This window comes from Psychrobacter sp. M13, assembly GCF_030718935.1.
In the GTDB taxonomy this organism is placed as follows: Bacteria; Pseudomonadota; Gammaproteobacteria; order Pseudomonadales; family Moraxellaceae; genus Psychrobacter; species Psychrobacter immobilis_G.
On record NZ_CP132194.1, the window covers coordinates 956,153 to 982,222 of the forward strand.

At 47.6% G+C, this 26,070-nt stretch carries 4 protein-coding genes; 1 reads left to right on the forward strand and 3 read right to left on the reverse strand.

Going from position 1 to position 26,070, the window contains the following annotated elements; all coding sequences use genetic code 11:
- The first annotated feature begins 19 nt into the window (after nucleotides 1–19).
- Nucleotides 20–757, forward strand: coding sequence for a hypothetical protein (locus tag Q9G97_RS04145; RefSeq protein WP_305899830.1), 738 nt, complete (start codon nucleotides 20–22; stop codon nucleotides 755–757).
- Between the two features lie 158 nt (nucleotides 758–915).
- On the opposite strand, the gene Q9G97_RS04150 is transcribed toward Q9G97_RS04145, so the two are convergent.
- The 3 genes from Q9G97_RS04150 to Q9G97_RS04160 form a co-directional block, all read right to left on the reverse strand.
- Nucleotides 916–2,235: a lytic murein transglycosylase gene (locus Q9G97_RS04150; RefSeq protein ID WP_371747905.1), complete on the reverse strand. Its 1,320-nt coding sequence runs from the start codon at nucleotides 2,233–2,235 to the stop codon at nucleotides 916–918.
- Nucleotides 2,236–2,474: 239 nt separating this feature from the next.
- Nucleotides 2,475–3,365: an OmpA family protein gene (locus Q9G97_RS04155; protein ID WP_305899831.1), complete on the reverse strand. Its 891-nt coding sequence runs from the start codon at nucleotides 3,363–3,365 to the stop codon at nucleotides 2,475–2,477.
- A gap of 115 nt (nucleotides 3,366–3,480) precedes the next feature.
- Nucleotides 3,481–25,857: an ESPR-type extended signal peptide-containing protein gene (locus tag Q9G97_RS04160; RefSeq protein WP_305899832.1), complete on the reverse strand. Its 22,377-nt coding sequence runs from the start codon at nucleotides 25,855–25,857 to the stop codon at nucleotides 3,481–3,483.
- Nucleotides 25,858–26,070 lie beyond the last annotated feature (213 nt).

A 26,070-nucleotide genomic window follows, 5' to 3' on the forward strand; every position in this document is an offset into this window, starting at 1 on the left:
TCAAACAAGGATTAGCATCATGAGTATCAATAGTCAAAAAATCTCTATTAGCGCTACCAAAACCTTAATAGCTGGAGCAGCACTCAGCGCACTATTGGCAAGCTCTGGTTGTGCCACCAATGAGCTACTAGAGAGTAATACTAGAACGACTACCAACACGGTCAATAGTGTCCTCTCGCAAGATCAAATTGTCGCCTTTGGTCGTCCTGCAAGTGCTTTGCCAAAAACGCCTAATGCCACTATGGTCATCGTTGGGGAAAAGAATAGCTACGTGCTCACCCAAGGTGGTACTGAAATGATAAGCCTATTGACTAAACTCGATCCAAAAAATATCAACGTTGAAAATGCTATGAGCTTTACGGTGCCAAACAATGATGGCTACTTTCAGGGACGGATGAAAATGTCTTATGCCAAGCTCAAAGATGAATTTGCGCGTAGTGACTACCAGTTCTTTTTACAAAACGGTGGTCAAGACTGTAGCTCAGATAGTGACTTACGTATTAACGCTCAGCGCTTTTGTTTTGATGTGCCCGTACAAGGCGCTATCTATCCACAAGTTAGCAATCTTAGTATGATTCAGTCGCAGTACAAAGCGCTAAGCAAGCCTTATACTGTGACTTTTTATGGTAAAACCCAGCAAACTCAAACGACAACTAGTGGTGCGAGCACAGGTCAAAAGCTAGTATTATTACCGTTTGCTTTAGCCTTTGATGTAGTAACCTTGCCTTTGCAAATATTAGGCACGGTCGCCAATTAAGTAAAGATATACAATCCATAGATAAGTTTATGACTAAAAAAAAGCACTCAATATTGAGTGCTTTTTATTTTTCGATTTCTGATAAAAGTTAATTAGTAACCGTTATTCAAAACCTGCTGCCAGTATTTACTTCCAAAAAACGGCTTTGTCCACGCGTCTCACCACGACGCTAAGGATGAGGCACTGTTCTGAGTGATAAAGCCATCTGGTGTCTGACCATTGTTAGCCTGCCATAGCTGGAACGCTTTACGAGTGTTAGTACCGATAATGCCATCAGCGCCTTTAGTATCGTAGCCTGAGCTAGTTAAGCGCTGTTGCAAGCGCGTCACTTGTGAGGTCGATAGCGGACGCTCATAGCGCGGCCAAGACTTACGTAGACCGCTCTGTCCTGCGATAGCTTTGCCCAATAAGCTCACGCCAAGCGCGTAGCTTGATGAATTGTTATAGATCTTAATCACATCAAAGTTAGGGCTTAGTAATAGCACTGGACCGTCTTTACCTGCAGGTAGCCACAGCTCCATTTGAGTATTAGCATCCAAAAACACATCTTCAATAGTATCGACACCCATAGCCGCCCAGCGCGCAGCAGACTGCTTGCTACCGACGGTTGAGTAATCAAAAGAGCTTGGCAAAGTGGCCTCATAAAAGGGTGCAAGACCACGTACCCAACCTGATTGGCTCAGATAATTGGCGGTAGAGGCGAGGGCATCCGCGGTCGCCCAAGGGTTGCGATGACCGTTACCATCGCCATCAACGCCAAACTTCATCCAAGTGTCAGGGATAAATTGCGTTTGTCCCATACCACCTGCCCAAGAGCCGTCGAGCTGTGACCAAGACAAATCGCCGCGCTGCAATAGCTCAACTAAGGAGAGCAGTTGAGTCTCAGCGAACTCTTGACGGCGACCATCAAAGGCAAGGCTGGCAAGCGAGCTTGGAATATAGCTATTACCCGTTACCGCGCCAAAAGAGGACTCCATACCCCAAATCGCGGCGATGATTTCACTATTAACGCCATACTGCGACTGTAGCCCAGATAAGTAAGAGCGCTGCTCGGAGTATTTGCTTTTGCCTGTACTGACTCGACCACTCGATACGGCGGAGTCTGCATAATCCCAAGGCATTTTTGAGAATTCAGGCTGACTTGAGTCTAAAGAGATAACTTGCTGATTCAGATAAGTTGAATCAAGCAAACGCCGAACATCATAGCTGCTCTTACCAGTGGCGATCGCGCGCATAGAAAAGTCCGATTTCCAATCATTAAAGCTGCGATAACTTGGTTGCGGCGCGGGCACTGGCGTAACGACAGTAGGCTTTACGATGATAGGCGCTGGCTGAGGTTTGACGGTGATGGTTTGGGTTTGAGTAATGTCAACATTACCCTGACGTATAGGTTTATTGGTCTGTTGCATTGCCTGCTGACCGGTACAACCAGCAGCTAGCAAAACAGGGAAAATAGCGATGTATTGCTTTTTTAACATAATGAAGGTCTCAGATATCAATAAGGACTATAAGCTAGGCGCTATAGAAGTCGATCAGATTTACAGCAAGGTAAAGGTAAAGATTTAACATTAGGCTCTGCCATCTAGCAAAGTTAAAATTAGGGTAGCAATAAATATCTATAAAGTCGATAACTAACTATCTTAGCTCACAATAGACCTAACAAAAAAGCTGCCAATCAATAATTAGCAGCTTTTGATAACGATAGGTTTGTAGTGTTTTATTGAATAACCGTCACATCAAGCGTGACACGGCGGTTTGGCTGCAAGCAGTCAATCTCTTGTTGGCGAGGTAGTGTGGTTGAACACTGCTGGACAGGCTGAGTCTCACCTGCCCCTGTTGCAATGATAGTATTGGCATTCACGCCTTGATTGATCAGATAGCTGCGTACTGTTTGCGCGCGTTTGATGGATAAGTTCATGTTATAGCCATCATCGCCTTTGCGATCGGTATGACCGGTCACAATGATTCTGCTATCACCCATATCTTGATACTGTCTAAGCTTTGAAGCCAGCTCGTCAAGCTCTCGGCGACCTTGATCCAGCATATCTTGGGTATCTGACTTATCAAATCTAAACAGCGCATCAGCGCCTAAGTTAATGCGCTCTTTGATAGGCGCTGGCGGAGCTGGAACTGCAACTGGGGCAGGAGCAGGCATCTGCTGGATGATGGTTTGCGTCACCACTTGCGGCTCTGCCACTGGCGGCGGACAATCAGCAGGACTCCAATAGAACTCTTGACCCTTAAACTGCTTATCGAAGATTATTTTGTATTGGCAGATTTTGACTGAGTTATCTGGCATATAGAATTTCATAATATAGTCCCATTCGCGGGCATACTGCCCTTCGCTAAAATGGGGACGACCAAGCAGCTGATAGACATCATCCTTACCAACGCCAGGACGCATCTTTGATAAGTTCTCTCTATTAGGGAACTGGCCTTGATCCTGCCAAGCTTTGTCTAGATCTGGAAAGACGATGTCTTGCACCTGCACTTGACCCTGATCGGTGATGCCATCGCTTAGATGGGTGGTACCTAGACAGCCGCTCATGCCAAGTACTGCTAAACCCAAGGCGCTAATACTAGCAACTTTACTTATGTGATTCTTCATGTGACTTCCTTTTAGATGCAATTTAAGTTCAATGTAAGTACATCAGTTATTAAAATGGCTCTTCATCTCATATGAATACAAGATGAAGAGGTTTAGCAGAGCATTAATACTGATCTTAGAAGTGGAAGCCTGCGCCTACTGAGCCGCCAGCATTACCTTGGGTATCTGCTGTACCATTCAATTTCATCACCCAACGACCGTTGTCAGAGACTTTCGATAGACCCACAGCGACTGCGCTTTGACCGTTGTAGGTTGCAATACCACCACCAATCATGGAGCGACCTGGTAAGAATGCTTGAGGTATTGACGACATTGCCATAGCAGCTGATGTACCAGCATTAGCGTCATCTTCTACTTCGCCAATTCTATTACCTAAATCGTTGATTGCGCCGCCAAGATTATTACCTAGAGTCGTTAACTGACCAACGTTAACAGCATCTGTGGGTGCGATACCATCAGCAACGCCAGTCACCACTTTACCACCTGCATTAATGCCATTAGTAGCAGTGATGCTTGGACCGTCTTTGATAGTCACACCGTCGTTATTAACGACTGTATTACCCGTTGTGACGCTGTCTACTTTGATATCGCCATTTAAGTCAAAGCTGATCTCATTACCATTAGCAGGTTTTGTGACTTTGATGTTGCCATCTTGATTGTTAAAGTCAACGGTGCCGCCATTGGCCACATTCGAGGAGTTGTCCCCTTGAACGGTGACATTGAAGCCTTTGTTAGCGCCTGCAACGACATTATTTAGCTGACCGACGTTAACGGCATCGGTGTCATTTTTACCAGCACCGACACCTGTGATGACATTGCCGCCATTATTAAGACCTGCATTGCCTAGAGTCACATCACCTTTGTCACCGCCGGTGATGGTTAGACCGTCCTTCTTGACTGTGGTGTCACCTACGGTTAGGCCGTCACCATTTAGCACGTTATCGCCTGCGGTCACGCTATCAACGTTAAGGTCTTTTGATGTTGCAACCTTATAGTCAGTAGAGCCATCTGCATTAGTAGACTTAGTGACAAGAATATTGTCACCTTCGGTCACGGTTGATTTGGCTTGAGCGGCTTTGGTGTTAATAGCTTTGATAGCGTCATCGATGGTGTCTTTACCTGTACCGCCAATGTCAGTAGTGGTTACGATACCACCTACATTGGTTGCATTACCGCCAATGACGTTGGTAATAGAGCCTGCGGTAGCATTGAGCTGACCACCGTTCACCGCGTCTTTGCTGTTATTAGCAACGGTACCTTTTGCAATATTAGTGATAACGGTGTTGCCTGCATTGATCCCACCTGTAGTGATCGTCGGTCCAGTCGCATCGCCATTGGCATCTGTAAAACTTATGCCATCTTGGTTGACGATAGTGCTCTTGCGATCGTTATTGTTGCCAGCAACGATACCATTTGCACCATAGTTAGCAGAATTGCCAGCAGCATTAGTAACGGTAGTACCTGCAGTAGTCATAGTGCTGCTATTACCTGCACCATCGTTAACTTTGACACCATTATTATTAGTCACTGTATTACCTGTAGTGACGCTATCGACAACAAGGTCTTTAGCAGTCGTCACTTCATAGTTGTCGGCACCAGTAGTTAAATCTGTGGTCTTAGTAACAGTGATGTTTTTACCTTGAGTCACTGTGGTTTTGGCAGCAGTAGCCGCTTGTCCGACAGATTGAATAGCATCATTGATGTTATTTTTACCAGTGTTGCCAATATTTTTATTGGTAAATGTACCAGTCGTTGGGTCATAGATGGTATCGCCACCAATAATAGTGTTGACGCCTGTACCTTGATTAAACAGCTGTCCACCATTGATGGCTTCTTTGCTGTTGGCAGCCACTGATCCATTTGCGACACCGGTAATGACTTGATTACCTGCGTTGATGCCCGCTGTGGTCACACTTGGACCACCAGCGATGGTGAGGCCTATGTTGTTCAGTAAGCTGTTGCCAGTTTTGACGCTACCATCTGTGCCAAGATCGAGCTTTTGAGCTAGCTCGACAATCAGACCCTCGCTACCATCGTTACGAATACCGATGTTACCTGTTGTCAGGGCAGCTCCTGTTGCTGCACCGCCTGTGATGTTGAGAGTGTCACCTAGTTTACGGTTGATGGCAGTGCCACGGTCACCTTTGAAGTTGAGGCCGGCGTTGGTGACGCCTGTCACGGCGTTATTTAGGTCACCAATGTTTGCCGCGTTAGTGTCGCTACCAATACCACTGGCTACGCCTGTGATTTGTTTGCCACCTGCGTTGATGCCCGCTGTAGTAATACTTGGACCACCAGCGATGGTCAGTCCATTGGTGTTCAGTAAGCTGTTGCCTACGGTGACGCTACCTGTATTACTCAGATCTAGGTTTTTATTTAAGGCAAAGTCAACGACGTTGTCTATCTTGCTAACAGTGATGTTAGTTTCACCGGTCGCAGTACCAATATCAACCGTATCACCTGCTTTGATAGCGGCGCCGTTAGCACCATTACTTTGTAAGGTGAAGCCGCCCTGTAAGGTTGTGATATTACCTGCGTTAGTCGTGACATTATTGTTAGTTGTGGTCAGCTGCCCAAAGTTCACTGCATCTGTAGGAGTGGTGCCAGCCGCGACGTTAGTGATAGTGACAGGTGTACCAGCGTTGCCAAGGGTGACACGGTCTTTAGCAGCAGTGTCATACAGTACAGCGTTATCTGCTTTGACTAAGCTTGCTTTAGTAGCAGCGCTTAGATCAACCGCGAAGTCTGTCACATTGGCAGTACTTTTGGTGCCAGGGGTGACTGTGATAGCGCTAGGCGTGGTACTAGATACTGTCGTAGCATCAGCATTGACAGTATAAGTCTTCTGACCAGTCGTTGTATTTGTGGCTTCGGTAACACTAGCAACGTTAGTACCTGCGGCTACGATGGTTCTAGTAGCGGCATTAGTTGCATTCAACTGAGAGACGTTGACCCCATCTGTTGCATTAACACCTGCAAGGACACCTGAGATGACTTTATTACCGGCATTGATGCCAGATGTGGTGATGCTTGGGTTGCCAGTACCTAAGGTTAGGCCATTGGTGTTCAATACGCTGTTACCAGCAGTAACGCTTGTTAAACCGGTAAGAACGGGGTTGAGAGCAAAGTCAACGACATTGCCGTTTTTAGCAACGGTAAGGTTAGTTTCACCTGTCGCAGTACCAATATCAACCGTATCACCTGCTTTGATAGCGGCGCCGTTAGCACCATTACTTTGTAAGGTGAAGCCGCCCTGTAGGGTTGTGATATTACCTGCGTTAGTCGTGACATTATCGTTAGTAGCGTTTAACTGACTACCATTCACCGCATCTTTAGAGGTCGTATTTAATGCACCTGCCGCGACGTTAGTGATAGTGACAGGTGTACCAGCGTTGCCAAGGGTGACACGGTCTTTAGTAGCAGTGTCATACAGTACAGCGTTATCTGCTTTGACTAAGCTTGCTTTACTGGCGTCACTTAAGTCGACGGCTGCATTAGTCACGTTAGTAGCGGAGTCTGTCGTGTTGATGACGGTTACTGCACCTGATCCTGCTGTGGTGCTAGCACCTTTAGCATTGATCGTATAGATATCTTGTCCGTTAGTGCCTGTCGTTTTGACTGCATTAACAACATTAGTCCCTGCAGCCACTTCTGTTTTGGCAGCTGCTGCTGCACTACTGAGCTGTCCACCATTGATGGCTTCTTTGCTGTTGGCAGCCACTGATCCATTTGCGACACCGGTAATGACTTGATTACCTGCGTTGATGCCCGCTGTGGTCACACTTGGACCACCAGCGATGGTGAGGCCTATGTTGTTCAGTAAGCTGTTGCCAGTTTTGACGCTACCATCTGTGCCAAGATCGAGCTTTTGAGCTAGCTCGACAATCAGACCCTCGCTACCATCGTTACGAATACCGATGTTACCTGTTGTCAGGGCAGCTCCTGTTGCTGCACCGCCTGTGATGTTGAGAGTGTCACCTAGTTTACGGTTGATGGCAGTGCCACGGTCACCTTTGAAGTTGAGGCCGGCGTTGGTGACGCCTGTCACGGCGTTATTTAGGTCACCAATGTTTGCCGCGTTAGTGTCGCTACCAATACCACTGGCTACGCCTGTGATTTGTTTGCCACCTGCGTTGATGCCCGCTGTAGTAATACTTGGACCACCAGCGATGGTCAGTCCATTGGTGTTCAGTAAGCTGTTGCCTACGGTGACGCTACCTGTATTACTCAGATCTAGGTTTTTATTTAAGGCAAAGTCAACGACGTTGTCTATCTTGCTAACAGTGATGTTAGTTTCACCGGTCGCAGTACCAATATCAACCGTATCACCTGCTTTGATAGCGGCGCCGTTAGCACCATTACTTTGTAAGGTGAAGCCGCCCTGTAAGGTTGTGATATTACCTGCGTTAGTCGTGACATTATTGTTAGTTGTGGTCAGCTGCCCAAAGTTCACTGCATCTGTAGGAGTGGTGCCAGCCGCGACGTTAGTGATAGTGACAGGTGTACCAGCGTTGCCAAGGGTGACACGGTCTTTAGCAGCAGTGTCATACAGTACAGCGTTATCTGCTTTGACTAAGCTTGCTTTAGTAGCAGCGCTTAGATCAACAGAGGCTTGAGTGACGTTACCTGCAAGTGCTGTCTCAGCTACGGTAAGCGCAGCAGAGCCTGCAACTGTTTTAGCGCCATTAGCATTGACGGTATAAGTCTTCTGACCAGTCGTTGTATTTGTGGCTTCGGTAACACTAGCAACGTTAGTACCTGCGGCTACGGCGGTTCTTGCTGCAGCATTAGCGGTATTAGCAGCGCTTAGCTGGTTGACGTTGACCGCATCAGTATCATTAACACCTGCAAGGACACCTGTGATGACTTTATTACCGGCATTGATGCCAGATGTGGTGATGCTTGGGTTGCCAGTACCTAAGGTTAGGCCATTGGTGTTCAATACGCTGTTACCAGCAGTAACGCTTGTTAAACCGGTAAGAACGGGGTTGAGAGCAAAGTCAACGACATTGCCGTTTTTAGCAACGGTAAGGTTAGTTTCACCTGTCGCAGTACCAATATCAACCGTATCACCTGCTTTGATAGCGGCGCCGTTAGCACCATTACTTTGTAAGGTGAAGCCGCCCTGTAGGGTTGTGATATTACCTGCGTTAGTCGTGACATTATCGTTAGTAGCGTTTAACTGACTACCATTCACCGCATCTTTAGAGGTCGTATTTAATGCACCTGCCGCGACGTTAGTGATAGTGACAGGTGTACCAGCGTTGCCAAGGGTGACACGGTCTTTAGTAGCAGTGTCATACAGTACAGCGTTATCTGCTTTGACTAAGCTTGCTTTACTGGCGTCACTTAAGTCGACGGCTGCATTAGTCACGTTAGTAGCGGAGTCTGTCGTGTTGATGACGGTTACTGCGCCTGATCCTGCTGTGGTGCTAGCACCTTTAGCATTGATCGTATAGATATCTTGTCCGTTAGTGCCTGTCGTTTTGACTGCATTAACAACATTAGTCCCTGCAGCCACTTCTGTTTTGGCAGCTGCTGCTGCACTACTGAGCTGTCCACCATTGATGGCTTCTTTGCTGTTGGCAGCCACTGATCCATTTGCGACACCGGTAATGACTTGATTACCTGCGTTGATGCCCGCTGTGGTCACACTTGGACCACCAGCGATGGTGAGGCCTATGTTGTTCAGTAAGCTGTTGCCAGTTTTGACGCTACCATCTGTGCCAAGATCGAGCTTTTGAGCTAGCTCGACAATCAGACCCTCGCTACCATCGTTACGAATACCGATGTTACCTGTTGTCAGGGCAGCTCCTGTTGCTGCACCGCCTGTGATGTTGAGAGTGTCACCTAGTTTACGGTTGATGGCAGTGCCACGGTCACCTTTGAAGTTGAGGCCGGCGTTGGTGACGCCTGTCACGGCGTTATTTAGGTCACCAATGTTTGCCGCGTTAGTGTCGCTACCAATACCACTGGCTACGCCTGTGATTTGTTTGCCACCTGCGTTGATGCCCGCTGTAGTAATACTTGGACCACCAGCGATGGTCAGTCCATTGGTGTTCAGTAAGCTGTTGCCTACGGTGACGCTACCTGTATTACTCAGATCTAGGTTTTTATTTAAGGCAAAGTCAACGACGTTGTCTATCTTGCTAACAGTGATGTTAGTTTCACCGGTCGCAGTACCAATATCAACCGTATCACCTGCTTTGATAGCGGCGCCGTTAGCACCATTACTTTGTAAGGTGAAGCCGCCCTGTAGGGTTGTGATATTACCCGCGTTAGTCGTGACATTATCGTTAGTAGCGTTTAACTGACTACCATTCACCGCATCTTTAGAGGTCGTATTTAATGCACCTGCCGCGACGTTAGTGATAGTGACAGGTGTACCAGCGTTGCCAAGGGTGACACGGTCTTTAGCAGCAGTGTCATACAGTACAGCGTTATCTGCTTTGACTAAGCTTGCTTTAGTAGCAGCGCTTAGATCAACAGAGGCTTGAGTGACGTTACCTGCAAGTGCTGTCTCAGCTACGGTAAGCGCAGCAGAGCCTGCAACTGTTTTAGCGCCATTAGCATTGACGGTATAAGTCTTCTGACCAGTCGTTGTATTTGTGGCTTCGGTAACACTAGCAACGTTAGTACCTGCGGCTACGATGGTTCTAGTAGCGGCATTAGTTGCATTCAACTGAGAGACGTTGACCCCATCTGTTGCATTAACACCTGCAAGGACACCTGAGATGACTTTATTACCGGCATTGATGCCAGATGTGGTGATGCTTGGGTTGCCAGTACCTAAGGTTAGGCCATTGGTGTTCAATACGCTGTTACCAGCAGTAACGCTTGTTAAACCGGTAAGAACGGGGTTGAGAGCAAAGTCAACGACATTGCCGTTTTTAGCAACGGTAAGGTTAGTTTCACCTGTCGCAGTACCAATATCAACCGTATCACCTGCTTTGATAGCGGCGCCGTTAGCACCATTACTTTGTAAGGTGAAGCCGCCCTGTAGGGTTGTGATATTACCTGCGTTAGTCGTGACATTATCGTTAGTAGCGTTTAACTGACTACCATTCACCGCATCTTTAGAGGTCGTATTTAATGCACCTGCCGCGACGTTAGTGATAGTGACAGGTGTACCAGCGTTGCCAAGGGTGACACGGTCTTTAGTAGCAGTGTCATACAGTACAGCGTTATCTGCTTTGACTAAGCTTGCTTTACTGGCGTCACTTAAGTCGACGGCTGCATTAGTCACGTTAGTAGCGGAGTCTGTCGTGTTGATGACGGTTACTGCACCTGATCCTGCTGTGGTGCTAGCACCTTTAGCATTGATCGTATAGATATCTTGTCCGTTAGTGCCTGTCGTTTTGACTGCATTAACAACATTAGTCCCTGCAGCCACTTCTGTTTTGGCAGCTGCTGCTGCACTACTGAGCTGTCCACCATTGATGGCTTCTTTGCTGTTGGCAGCCACTGATCCATTTGCGACACCGGTAATGACTTGATTACCTGCGTTGATGCCCGCTGTGGTCACACTTGGACCACCAGCGATGGTGAGGCCTATGTTGTTCAGTAAGCTGTTGCCAGTTTTGACGCTACCATCTGTGCCAAGATCGAGCTTTTGAGCTAGCTCGACAATCAGACCCTCGCTACCATCGTTACGAATACCGATGTTACCTGTTGTCAGGGCAGCTCCTGTTGCTGCACCGCCTGTGATGTTGAGAGTGTCACCTAGTTTACGGTTGATGGCAGTGCCACGGTCACCTTTGAAGTTGAGGCCGGCGTTGGTGACGCCTGTCACGGCGTTATTTAGGTCACCAATGTTTGCCGCGTTAGTGTCGCTACCAATACCACTGGCTACGCCTGTGATTTGTTTGCCACCTGCGTTGATGCCCGCTGTAGTAATACTTGGACCACCAGCGATGGTCAGTCCATTGGTGTTCAGTAAGCTGTTGCCTACGGTGACGCTACCTGTATTACTCAGATCTAGGTTTTTATTTAAGGCAAAGTCAACGACGTTGTCTATCTTGCTAACAGTGATGTTAGTTTCACCGGTCGCAGTACCAATATCAACCGTATCACCTGCTTTGATAGCGGCGCCGTTAGCACCATTACTTTGTAAGGTGAAGCCGCCCTGTAAGGTTGTGATATTACCTGCGTTAGTCGTGACATTATTGTTAGTTGTGGTCAGCTGCCCAAAGTTCACTGCATCTGTAGGAGTGGTGCCAGCCGCGACGTTAGTGATAGTGACAGGTGTACCAGCGTTGCCAAGGGTGACACGGTCTTTAGCAGCAGTGTCATACAGTACAGCGTTATCTGCTTTGACTAAGCTTGCTTTAGTAGCAGCGCTTAGATCAACAGAGGCTTGAGTGACGTTACCTGCAAGTGCTGTCTCAGCTACGGTAAGCGCAGCAGAGCCTGCAACTGTTTTAGCGCCATTAGCATTGACGGTATAAGTCTTCTGACCAGTCGTTGTATTTGTGGCTTCGGTAACACTAGCAACGTTAGTACCTGCGGCTACGGCGGTTCTTGCTGCAGCATTAGCGGTATTAGCAGCGCTTAGCTGGTTGACGTTGACCGCATCAGTATCATTAACACCTGCAAGGACACCTGTGATGACTTTATTACCGGCATTGATGCCAGATGTGGTGATGCTTGGGTTGCCAGTACCTAAGGTTAGGCCATTGGTGTTCAATACGCTGTTACCAGCAGTAACGCTTGTTAAACCGGTAAGAACGGGGTTGAGAGCAAAGTCAACGACATTGCCGTTTTTAGCAACGGTAAGGTTAGTTTCACCTGTCGCAGTACCAATATCAACCGTATCACCTGCTTTGATAGCGGCGCCGTTAGCACCATTACTTTGTAAGGTGAAGCCGCCCTGTAGGGTTGTGATATTACCTGCGTTAGTCGTGACATTATCGTTAGTAGCGTTTAACTGACTACCATTCACCGCATCTTTAGAGGTCGTATTTAATGCACCTGCCGCGACGTTAGTGATAGTGACAGGTGTACCAGCGTTGCCAAGGGTGACACGGTCTTTAGTAGCAGTGTCATACAGTACAGCGTTATCTGCTTTGACTAAGCTTGCTTTACTGGCGTCACTTAAGTCGACGGCTGCATTAGTCACGTTAGTAGCGGAGTCTGTCGTGTTGATGACGGTTACTGCGCCTGATCCTGCTGTGGTGCTAGCACCTTTAGCATTGATCGTATAGATATCTTGTCCGTTAGTGCCTGTCGTTTTGACTGCATTAACAACATTAGTCCCTGCAGCCACTTCTGTTTTGGCAGCTGCTGCTGCACTACTGAGCTGTCCACCATTGATGGCTTCTTTGCTGTTGGCAGCCACTGATCCATTTGCGACACCGGTAATGACTTGATTACCTGCGTTGATGCCCGCTGTGGTCACACTTGGACCACCAGCGATGGTGAGGCCTATGTTGTTCAGTAAGCTGTTGCCAGTTTTGACGCTACCATCTGTGCCAAGATCGAGCTTTTGAGCTAGCTCGACAATCAGACCCTCGCTACCATCGTTACGAATACCGATGTTACCTGTTGTCAGGGCAGCTCCTGTTGCTGCACCGCCTGTGATGTTGAGAGTGTCACCTAGTTTACGGTTGATGGCAGTGCCACGGTCACCTTTGAAGTTGAGGCCGGCGTTGGTGACGCCTGTCACGGCGTTATTTAGGTCACCAATGTTTGCCGCGTTAGTGTCGCTACCAATACCACTGGCTACGCCTGTGATTTGTTTGCCACCTGCGTTGATGCCCGCTGTAGTAATACTTGGACCACCAGCGATGGTCAGTCCATTGGTGTTCAGTAAGCTGTTGCCTACGGTGACGCTACCTGTATTACTCAGATCTAGGTTTTTATTTAAGGCAAAGTCAACGACGTTGTCTATCTTGCTAACAGTGATGTTAGTTTCACCGGTCGCAGTACCAATATCAACCGTATCACCTGCTTTGATAGCGGCGCCGTTAGCACCATTACTTTGTAAGGTGAAGCCGCCCTGTAGGGTTGTGATATTACCCGCGTTAGTCGTGACATTATCGTTAGTAGCGTTTAACTGACTACCATTCACCGCATCTTTAGAGGTCGTATTTAATGCACCTGCCGCGACGTTAGTGATAGTGACAGGTGTACCAGCGTTGCCAAGGGTGACACGGTCTTTAGCAGCAGTGTCATACAGTACAGCGTTATCTGCTTTGACTAAGCTTGCTTTAGTAGCAGCGCTTAGATCAACAGAGGCTTGAGTGACGTTACCTGCAAGTGCTGTCTCAGCTACGGTAAGCGCAGCAGAGCCTGCAACTGTTTTAGCGCCATTAGCATTGACGGTATAAGTCTTCTGACCAGTCGTTGTATTTGTGGCTTCGGTAACACTAGCAACGTTAGTACCTGCGGCTACGATGGTTCTAGTAGCGGCATTAGTTGCATTCAACTGAGAGACGTTGACCCCATCTGTTGCATTAACACCTGCAAGGACACCTGAGATGACTTTATTACCGGCATTGATGCCAGATGTGGTGATGCTTGGGTTGCCAGTACCTAAGGTTAGGCCATTGGTGTTCAATACGCTGTTACCAGCAGTAACGCTTGTTAAACCGGTAAGAACGGGGTTGAGAGCAAAGTCAACGACATTGCCGTTTTTAGCAACGGTAAGGTTAGTTTCACCTGTCGCAGTACCAATATCAACCGTATCACCTGCTTTGATAGCGGCGCCGTTAGCACCATTACTTTGTAAGGTGAAGCCGCCCTGTAGGGTTGTGATATTACCTGCGTTAGTCGTGACATTATCGTTAGTAGCGTTTAACTGACTACCATTCACCGCATCTTTAGAGGTCGTATTTAATGCACCTGCCGCGACGTTAGTGATAGTGACAGGTGTACCAGCGTTGCCAAGGGTGACACGGTCTTTAGCAGCAGTGTCATACAGTACAGCGTTATCTGCTTTGACTAAGCTTGCTTTAGTAGCAGCGCTTAGATCAACAGAGGCTTGAGTGACGTTACCTGCAAGTGCTGTCTCAGCTACGGTAAGCGCAGCAGAGCCTGCAACTGTTTTAGCGCCATTAGCATTGACGGTATAAGTCTTCTGACCAGTCGTTGTATTTGTGGCTTCGGTAACACTAGCAACGTTAGTACCTGCGGCTACGGCGGTTCTTGCTGCAGCATTAGCGGTATTAGCAGCGCTTAGCTGGTTGACGTTGACCGCATCAGTATCATTAACACCTGCAAGGACACCTGTGATGACTTTATTACCGGCATTGATGCCAGATGTGGTGATGCTTGGGTTGCCAGTACCTAAGGTTAGGCCATTGGTGTTCAATACGCTGTTACCAGCAGTAACGCTTGTTAAACCGGTAAGAACGGGGTTGAGAGCAAAGTCAACGACATTGCCGTTTTTAGCAACGGTAAGGTTAGTTTCACCTGTCGCAGTACCAATATCAACCGTATCACCTGCTTTGATAGCGGCGCCGTTAGCACCATTACTTTGTAAGGTGAAGCCGCCCTGTAGGGTTGTGATATTACCTGCGTTAGTCGTGACATTATCGTTAGTAGCGTTTAACTGACTACCATTCACCGCATCTTTAGAGGTCGTATTTAATGCACCTGCCGCGACGTTAGTGATAGTGACAGGTGTACCAGCGTTGCCAAGGGTGACACGGTCTTTAGCAGCAGTGTCATACAGTACAGCGTTATCTGCTTTGACTAAGCTTGCTTTAGTAGCAGCGCTTAGATCAACAGAGGCTTGAGTGACGTTACCTGCAAGTGCTGTCTCAGCTACGGTAAGCGCAGCAGAGCCTGCAACTGTTTTAGCGCCATTAGCATTGACGGTATAAGTCTTCTGACCAGTCGTTGTATTTGTGGCTTCGGTAACACTAGCAACGTTAGTACCTGCGGCTACGATGGTTCTAGTAGCGGCATTAGTTGCATTCAACTGAGAGACGTTGACCCCATCTGTTGCATTAACACCTGCAAGGACACCTGAGATGACTTTATTACCGGCATTGATGCCAGATGTGGTGATGCTTGGGTTGCCAGTACCTAAGGTTAGGCCATTGGTGTTCAATACGCTGTTACCAGCAGTAACGCTTGTTAAACCGGTAAGAACGGGGTTGAGAGCAAAGTCAACGACATTGCCGTTTTTAGCAACGGTAAGGTTAGTTTCACCTGTCGCAGTACCAATATCAACCGTATCACCTGCTTTGATAGCGGCGCCGTTAGCACCATTACTTTGTAAGGTGAAGCCGCCCTGTAGGGTTGTGATATTACCTGCGTTAGTCGTGACATTATCGTTAGTAGCGTTTAACTGACTACCATTCACCGCATCTTTAGAGGTCGTATTTAATGCACCTGCCGCGACGTTAGTGATAGTGACAGGTGTACCAGCGTTGCCAAGGGTGACACGGTCTTTAGTAGCAGTGTCATACAGTACAGCGTTATCTGCTTTGACTAAGCTTGCTTTAGTAGCAGCGCTTAGATCAACAGAGGCTTGAGTGACGTTACCTGCAAGTGCTGTCTCAGCTACGGTAAGCGCAGCAGAGCCTGCAACTGTTTTAGCGCCATTAGCATTGACGGTATAAGTCTTCTGACCAGTCGTTGTATTTGTGGCTTCGGTAACACTAGCAACGTTAGTACCTGCGGCTACGGCGGTTCTTGCTGCAGCATTAGCGGTATTAGCAGCGCTTAGCTGGTTGACGTTGACCGCATCAGTATCATTAACACCTGCAAGGACACCTGTGATGACTTTATTACCGGCATTGATGCCAGATGTGGTGATGCTTGGGTTGCCAGTACCTAAGGTTAGGCCATTGGTGTTCAATACGCTGTTACCAGCAGTAACGCTTGTTAAACCGGTAAGAACGGGGTTGAGAGCAAAGTCAACGACATTGCCGTTTTTAGCAACGGTAAGGTTAGTTTCACCTGTCGCAGTACCAATATCAACCGTATCACCTGCTTTGATAGCGGCGCCGTTAGCACCATTACTTTGTAAGGTGAAGCCGCCCTGTAAGGTTGTGATATTACCTGCGTTAGTCGTGACATTATCGTTAGTAGCGTTTAACTGACTACCATTCACCGCATCTTTAGAGGTCGTATTTAATGCACCTGCCGCGACGTTAGTGATAGTGACAGGTGTACCAGCGTTGCCAAGGGTGACACGGTCTTTAGCAGCAGTGTCATACAGTACAGCGTTATCTGCTTTGACTAAGCTTGCTTTAGTAGCAGCGCTTAGATCAACAGAGGCTTGAGTGACGTTACCTGCAAGTGCTGTCTCAGCTACGGTAAGCGCAGCAGAGCCTGCAACTGTTTTAGCGCCATTAGCATTGACGGTATAAGTCTTCTGACCAGTCGTTGTATTTGTGGCTTCGGTAACACTAGCAACGTTAGTACCTGCGGCTACGATGGTTCTAGTAGCGGCATTAGTTGCATTCAACTGAGAGACGTTGACCCCATCTGTTGCATTAACACCTGCAAGGACACCTGAGATGACTTTATTACCGGCATTGATGCCAGATGTGGTGATGCTTGGGTTGCCAGTACCTAAGGTTAGGCCATTGGTGTTCAATACGCTGTTACCAGCAGTAACGCTTGTTAAACCGGTAAGAACGGGGTTGAGAGCAAAGTCAACGACATTGCCGTTTTTAGCAACGGTAAGGTTAGTTTCACCTGTCGCAGTACCAATATCAACCGTATCACCTGCTTTGATAGCGGCGCCGTTAGCACCATTACTTTGTAAGGTGAAGCCGCCCTGTAGGGTTGTGATATTACCTGCGTTAGTCGTGACATTATCGTTAGTAGCGTTTAACTGACTACCATTCACCGCATCTTTAGAGGTCGTATTTAATGCACCTGCCGCGACGTTAGTGATAGTGACAGGTGTACCAGCGTTGCCAAGGGTGACACGGTCTTTAGTAGCAGTGTCATACAGTACAGCGTTATCTGCTTTGACTAAGCTTGCTTTACTGGCGTCACTTAAGTCGACGGCTGCATTAGTCACGTTAGTAGCGGAGTCTGTCGTGTTGATGACGGTTACTGCACCTGATCCTGCTGTGGTGCTAGCACCTTTAGCATTGATCGTATAGATATCTTGTCCGTTAGTGCCTGTCGTTTTGACTGCATTAACAACATTAGTCCCTGCAGCCACTTCTGTTTTGGCAGCTGCTGCTGCACTACTGAGCTGTCCACCATTGATGGCTTCTTTGCTGTTGGCAGCCACTGATCCATTTGCGACACCGGTAATGACTTGATTACCTGCGTTGATGCCCGCTGTGGTCACACTTGGACCACCAGCGATGGTGAGGCCTATGTTGTTCAGTAAGCTGTTGCCAGTTTTGACGCTACCATCTGTGCCAAGATCGAGCTTTTGAGCTAGCTCGACAATCAGACCCTCGCTACCATCGTTACGAATACCGATGTTACCTGTTGTCAGGGCAGCTCCTGTTGCTGCACCGCCTGTGATGTTGAGAGTGTCACCTAGTTTACGGTTGATGGCAGTGCCACGGTCACCTTTGAAGTTGAGGCCGGCGTTGGTGACGCCTGTCACGGCGTTATTTAGGTCACCAATGTTTGCCGCGTTAGTGTCGCTACCAATACCACTGGCTACGCCTGTGATTTGTTTGCCACCTGCGTTGATGCCCGCTGTAGTAATACTTGGACCACCAGCGATGGTCAGTCCATTGGTGTTCAGTAAGCTGTTGCCTACGGTGACGCTACCTGTATTACTCAGATCTAGGTTTTTATTTAAGGCAAAGTCAACGACGTTGTCTATCTTGCTAACAGTGATGTTAGTTTCACCGGTCGCAGTACCAATATCAACCGTATCACCTGCTTTGATAGCGGCGCCGTTAGCACCATTACTTTGTAAGGTGAAGCCGCCCTGTAAGGTTGTGATATTACCTGCGTTAGTCGTGACATTATTGTTAGTTGTGGTCAGCTGCCCAAAGTTCACTGCATCTGTAGGAGTGGTGCCAGCCGCGACGTTAGTGATAGTGACAGGTGTACCAGCGTTGCCAAGGGTGACACGGTCTTTAGCAGCAGTGTCATACAGTACAGCGTTATCTGCTTTGACTAAGCTTGCTTTAGTAGCAGCGCTTAGATCAACAGAGGCTTGAGTGACGTTACCTGCAAGTGCTGTCTCAGCTACGGTAAGCGCAGCAGAGCCTGCAACTGTTTTAGCGCCATTAGCATTGACGGTATAAGTCTTCTGACCAGTCGTTGTATTTGTGGCTTCGGTAACACTAGCAACGTTAGTACCTGCGGCTACGATGGTTCTAGTAGCGGCATTAGTTGCATTCAACTGAGAGACGTTGACCCCATCTGTTGCATTAACACCTGCAAGGACACCTGAGATGACTTTATTACCGGCATTGATGCCAGATGTGGTGATGCTTGGGTTGCCAGTACCTAAGGTTAGGCCATTGGTGTTCAATACGCTGTTACCAGCAGTAACGCTTGTTAAACCGGTAAGAACGGGGTTGAGAGCAAAGTCAACGACATTGCCGTTTTTAGCAACGGTAAGGTTAGTTTCACCTGTCGCAGTACCAATATCAACCGTATCACCTGCTTTGATAGCGGCGCCGTTAGCACCATTACTTTGTAAGGTGAAGCCGCCCTGTAGGGTTGTGATATTACCTGCGTTAGTCGTGACATTATCGTTAGTAGCGTTTAACTGACTACCATTCACCGCATCTTTAGAGGTCGTATTTAATGCACCTGCCGCGACGTTAGTGATAGTGACAGGTGTACCAGCGTTGCCAAGGGTGACACGGTCTTTAGCAGCAGTGTCATACAGTACAGCGTTATCTGCTTTGACTAAGCTTGCTTTAGTAGCAGCGCTTAGATCAACAGAGGCTTGAGTGACGTTACCTGCAAGTGCTGTCTCAGCTACGGTAAGCGCAGCAGAGCCTGCAACTGTTTTAGCGCCATTAGCATTGACGGTATAAGTCTTCTGACCAGTCGTTGTATTTGTGGCTTCGGTAACACTAGCAACGTTAGTACCTGCGGCTACGGCGGTTCTTGCTGCAGCATTAACGGTATTAGCAGCGCTTAGCTGGTTGACGTTGACCGCATCAGTATCATTAACACCTGCAAGGACACCTGTGATGACTTTATTACCGGCATTGATGCCAGATGTGGTGATGCTTGGGTTGCCAGTACCTAAGGTTAGGCCATTGGTGTTCAATACGCTGTTACCAGCAGTAACGCTTGTTAAACCGGTAAGAACGGGGTTGAGAGCAAAGTCAACGACATTGCCGTTTTTAGCAACGGTAAGGTTAGTTTCACCTGTCGCAGTACCAATATCAACCGTATCACCTGCTTTGATAGCGGCGCCGTTAGCACCATTACTTTGTAAGGTGAAGCCGCCCTGTAGGGTTGTGATATTACCTGCGTTAGTCGTGACATTATCGTTAGTAGCGTTTAACTGACTACCATTCACCGCATCTTTAGAGGTCGTATTTAATGCACCTGCCGCGACGTTAGTGATAGTGACAGGTGTACCAGCGTTGCCAAGGGTGACACGGTCTTTAGTAGCAGTGTCATACAGTACAGCGTTATCTGCTTTGACTAAGCTTGCTTTACTGGCGTCACTTAAGTCGACGGCTGCATTAGTCACGTTAGTAGCGGAGTCTGTCGTGTTGATGACGGTTACTGCGCCTGATCCTGCTGTGGTGCTAGCACCTTTAGCATTGATCGTATAGATATCTTGTCCGTTAGTGCCTGTCGTTTTGACTGCATTAACAACATTAGTCCCTGCAGCCACTTCTGTTTTGGCAGCTGCTGCTGCACTACTGAGCTGTCCACCATTGATGGCTTCTTTGCTGTTGGCAGCCACTGATCCATTTGCGACACCGGTAATGACTTGATTACCTGCGTTGATGCCCGCTGTGGTCACACTTGGACCACCAGCGATGGTGAGGCCTATGTTGTTCAGTAAGCTGTTGCCAGTTTTGACGCTACCATCTGTGCCAAGATCGAGCTTTTGAGCTAGCTCGACAATCAGACCCTCGCTACCATCGTTACGAATACCGATGTTACCTGTTGTCAGGGCAGCTCCTGTTGCTGCACCGCCTGTGATGTTGAGAGTGTCACCTAGTTTACGGTTGATGGCAGTGCCACGGTCACCTTTGAAGTTGAGGCCGGCGTTGGTGACGCCTGTCACGGCGTTATTTAGGTCACCAATGTTTGCCGCGTTAGTGTCGCTACCAATACCACTGGCTACGCCTGTGATTTGTTTGCCACCTGCGTTGATGCCCGCTGTAGTAATACTTGGACCACCAGCGATGGTCAGTCCATTGGTGTTCAGTAAGCTGTTGCCTACGGTGACGCTACCTGTATTACTCAGATCTAGGTTTTTATTTAAGGCAAAGTCAACGACGTTGTCTATCTTGCTAACAGTGATGTTAGTTTCACCGGTCGCAGTACCAATATCAACCGTATCACCTGCTTTGATAGCGGCGCCGTTAGCACCATTACTTTGTAAGGTGAAGCCGCCCTGTAGGGTTGTGATATTACCCGCGTTAGTCGTGACATTATCGTTAGTAGCGTTTAACTGACTACCATTCACCGCATCTTTAGAGGTCGTATTTAATGCACCTGCCGCGACGTTAGTGATAGTGACAGGTGTACCAGCGTTGCCAAGGGTGACACGGTCTTTAGCAGCAGTGTCATACAGTACAGCGTTATCTGCTTTGACTAAGCTTGCTTTAGTAGCAGCGCTTAGATCAACAGAGGCTTGAGTGACGTTACCTGCAAGTGCTGTCTCAGCTACGGTAAGCGCAGCAGAGCCTGCAACTGTTTTAGCGCCATTAGCATTGACGGTATAAGTCTTCTGACCAGTCGTTGTATTTGTGGCTTCGGTAACACTAGCAACGTTAGTACCTGCGGCTACGATGGTTCTAGTAGCGGCATTAGTTGCATTCAACTGAGAGACGTTGACCCCATCTGTTGCATTAACACCTGCAAGGACACCTGAGATGACTTTATTACCGGCATTGATGCCAGATGTGGTGATGCTTGGGTTGCCAGTACCTAAGGTTAGGCCGGCATTGTTCAGAACAGCACTACCTAGTGTAACCTTAGTAAATTCAACTTCATCACCAGTAGAAACCTTAATGACTTGGTCACTGTCACGAGTGACTTTGATGTTTTTGCCATCAACAAACTGAACCGTTTCACCCGGTAAAACGGTATCCGCTGCGCTAGTGTTAACTTTTACTCCCCAACCTTGTGCGGCATATTGGACGGCACTTTCGACGGTAGTATAAGTATTACCATTAGCTCTCAAACCTGCAGTGACTTGATGAGTAGTTGCATTATAGGCTGAAGTACCACCTAGAGAGTTAGCAACGCTTTGTCCTGCAGTGTCTAGATTGTTAGCCAGTGCGTTGACTGCTTGATTCGTGCCAAAGAGCTGAGAGCCATTGATAGCATCGGTACTATCTACCGACACACGACCAGCTGCGACATTAGTAACAGTACGTTTATTTGTTGCTGTGCCTACGCTAACAGTGCTACTCGCATTAGTGCCTGCGTAGATATAGGTATTTTTGTCTATCGTAGCATTTGCAGTATTGACTACCGCATCAGTTCTTGACCCTGTGCCTAGTGCGACATCATTGGCATTGGCAGTGGCTTTAGCGCCCTGGCCAAATGCTATGGCACCTTGTTCGCTAGCTATTGATCCACGGCCAAAAGCTATAGCATCTTGTGCACTAGCAGCAGCGTTACTACCAATCGCGGTGGTATCTTGCTTACTAGCAGCAGCACTGGTTCCTATAGCAACTGCGCTTTCATCGGTAGCACTTGCCGTATTACCCAGCGCGTAAGCATTGATGCCATTCGTATTAGCATTTGAACCAATAGCGAACGAATTCGCCTTTCTAGAAGCCGCCGTGTTACCGATAGCATAACCGCTGTCAGCGGTAGAGGTCGCATTTTTACCTATAGCATAGGCACTGTCTTCATTGACAGAAGCTTGTGTACCAATGGCAAAAGCATCTTTACCGCTAACAGGTGTTGCTTGAGTCGCTCTAGCACCAGAGCCAATAGCATAAGCTCTGTTTGCGCTAGACTCCGTGCTATTACCTATAGCATAGGCATCGGTTGCAAAGGCTTTTGCTTGACTACCTTGAGCATAAGCATTAGTGCCACTAGACTGAGCGTTTGTACCTAATGCATAGGCATTGGAAGCGCTAGTCGTTGCCCCAGTACCGATCGCCGTAGAGCTAGTAGCGCCCGCATTGACTGTCGCACGATCACCGAAAGCGTTGGCACTTTGTGCGTTTTTATTAACCTTGGCATTATTACCAATGGCGTTGGCACTTTCTGAACCCTCTTCAACCTCGGCAAGGTTGCCAATAGCATTAGAGTTCTTAGAATTTTGATGCACGTAGGATTGGTAACCAAACGCCTGTCCTTGCGCAGATTCACTTAGTGCATTCTGTCCGATAGAAGTGCCGTGCTCTCTAGTTACTCGAGCTCCATAGCCAATAGCAATACCACTATTAGCTTCAGGGTTACCTGCTTGACTCTCAACTCTTGAGTCCTGACCAATAGCAATAGACTGCTTAGCATCAGCTTGTGCTTTTAGACCGATGGCAGTTGCGCTTTCGCTTAAACTTCTAGACTGTCTACCTATCGCTAAGCTATCGTTCCCTTCTGCAACGGATAGTCGACCAATGGCTAGACTATAATCACCAATCGCTCCTTGCGTTGGACCAATAGCAATAGCATCCGTACCGCTGGCACCGTTATTAGTGTAGTTAGTATCATTTTCTGTTGTATTGACGCTAATAAAATGTGGACCAGCTTCTTTGAGCTGTCTGACGTTGACGGCATCAGTATCACTAATGCCATCAGCGACTCTGCGAATTTGTGTGTTTGCTAAAGTAATGCTTTCTTGACTAGGTCCATCATATACGACAGCGTTAGGCTCACTGCTTCCTGGGATACCACCAGTAGGCAAGCCGTTTTTAGTCAAATAAGCAGATAGCGTGTTTTCACCATCTCGGCTGAATGACAAGCTGCCATCTGGGTTTACGGTAACATCATCACCAAACAACCCTTGCACTTCAGTGCCTAATTCCTTTAATTGTCCAACGTTGGCAGCATCTGTATTCTTTACGCCACCTGCGACATTAATGATGCGGCGAAACGTACCAGTATTTTCACTACCGATGGAGAAGATAGAGCTGGCTGTCTGACCAGTTAGATAAGCAGTAGCTGAGGGTACGTTAATCGCTATATCAGCAGTCGAACCGCCACCGAGCGCTATAGAACCTGAACCTTTGGTTGAGGCATTTATCCCTAGTGCTAGACTATTCTCTCCGGATGCAGCGGCGTTGGCACCCATAGCTAATGCACCATTAGCCGACGCATTAGATGATCTACCTATAGAGATACTATCATCAGTCGACAGTGCTCCCGTTGCACCTATTGAACTACTGCTACCTGCTTGGTTACCAAGAGCAATATTGAAACTTCCTCCACGTTCAAGACCAGCTTCATTACCGATAGCGACATTTTCATCACTATCGTCGGCACGATCTTTACCAGCTCTAGCACCGACAGCCACATTACGTCCACCGCCAAACACACCCGAGCCAGCCTCTTCACCGATATAAACGTTGCTGATATCAGCAGATGGTAGCCCAAACGATCCAGCGCCAGCGCCCTTACCCATAGCCACATCGTAGTCCATCTGGGCTTGAGCACCATTGCCGATAGCTACCGCACTCTTGCCACTGGGATCAAGAGTCTGACTTGTACCTGGATTCAGAGCTTCACCGCGTCCAGCTTGGCTATTGTTACCAATGGCTACTGCATTACTACCAGCAGCCGTTACCTGAGCATTTTTGCCACCAGCGAAGCTATTCGCGCCAGCTGCAGTCGCGCCAGGACCAATGCCAACGGCGCTACCTGTAGCAACTGTATTACGTCCAATACTTACCGCATCGACTGCAGCACTAGCTCTATCACCAATAGCAACGCTGGAGTTGCCAGCGGCGATGGTACCCACGCCTAGTGATAAGCTGTTATCACCTGATGCAAAGTTGGCACCAGCCTTTAGTGCTGTAATGAACTGATTGACACCAGCATCATCAACAGCAACTCCAGCAATTTCAGTAATTTTACTTACAGCTGTAGGGTTATAGGTACCATCAGTACTCAGCGGTGTCCCAGTCGCTGTTACTGAAATGCCATTGATTGCTGTCAAGTCCGTATTGTTATCAGTTAAGCTCAAAGTCGTAATGGGGTCACCAGTTGCCCCAATCGAGGTTGAGTTTTTACCTATAGCTAAGGTTTGCTTACCAATAGCAATAGCGTTCTCAGCTTTAGATTGCGCCTGATTACCTATAGCAGTTCCAGAGTCTAAATCGGCACTAGCGCTACTACCTAAGGCAATACTGTTATCTGCTGTAGCGCTAGTGGTGGCGCCAAACCCGGCTGCAAAGCTACCAATACCACTAGCTATAGACGTCGGGCCAATAGCTATCGAATCATCGCCAATAGCCTGTGAATCGGCTTTTGTAGAATTAGCGTGAAAATAACGTATACCGTCTGACGTTGTAAACAGCTGGTTATAAAGATTGCCACCATTAATGGCATCCGTACTAGTCTCAGTGATATCACCATCACCGACGTTAGTAACCGTATTGCCGCCCATGCTTACTGTTTTGTTACTAGCAACGGTCAAGCCGCCATTCGCGCTGAGCATACCGCCGATAGTTTGTGTGCCAGTAATGCTAGAGGTACCTGCTACTGTCTGATTACCACCAACCACTAAGTTACCTGTAGTCGTGACTGTACTGAAACTTGGGTTTAAAGAGGTGGCAATAGAAATCGTATTACCGTTGCGGGTGATTGCAATATTAGCACCGTTAGTGAAATTTACCGTAGCTCCAGGAGCAATCGTCTGTGTGGTACCATTATTTGCTTGAATATTCCAGCCTTGATTAGCGTTTGTCGCGGTTGTTTTAACCGCATCCAACTGACCGAAATTAACGGCATCTTTTGTAGCTGTGCCATCAGCGACATTGGTCACTTGGTTATTGCCCATGCTTACTGTTTTATTACCGGCAACTGTCAGGCCACCATTAGCGTTAAGCGTACCACCTACATTGGCATTGCCCGTAGTTGTGACTGTAGCGAAATTTGGGTCTTGCGAGGTGGCGATAGAAATCGTGTTGCCAGACCGGGTAATCTTAATGTTACTGTTGCCGTCCTGAAAAGTAACCGTCTCTCCATCACCTATAAATTCCGCAGCTTGCGTATTAGCTTGAATACTAAAGTCAGCTACCGCCTGTATACTAAACCCAGAGGCTGCAATCCCTGCACATATCGCCGTCAAGCGTAATAATTTGGCACCTGAGTCGATCGCTGCCGATGCTCCTGATCTTGAGCTAATCGAACCACTAGATGACTTGCCACGGCTCTTAGCATATTCTGCAACAGCGGTAAAGCAGCCAAGCGCACGATTCCAGATAACTTTATAATTGCGATTCATAACATTACTTCCCATGTAGTGATGTGATTACTAATAGTTTTAGAGATAAAAATGATACGTTTTTAGTATTTTCTAAATTAATAAAATAAAATTAAGACTCTAAATAAAGCTGAACTAAGAGCGTAATTGTTTGTATGATCTGTAAGATTTGAGTGGTATATCTATACTAATGAAACACATTGCTTTGATAAAAATACTTCTAATTACAAAATA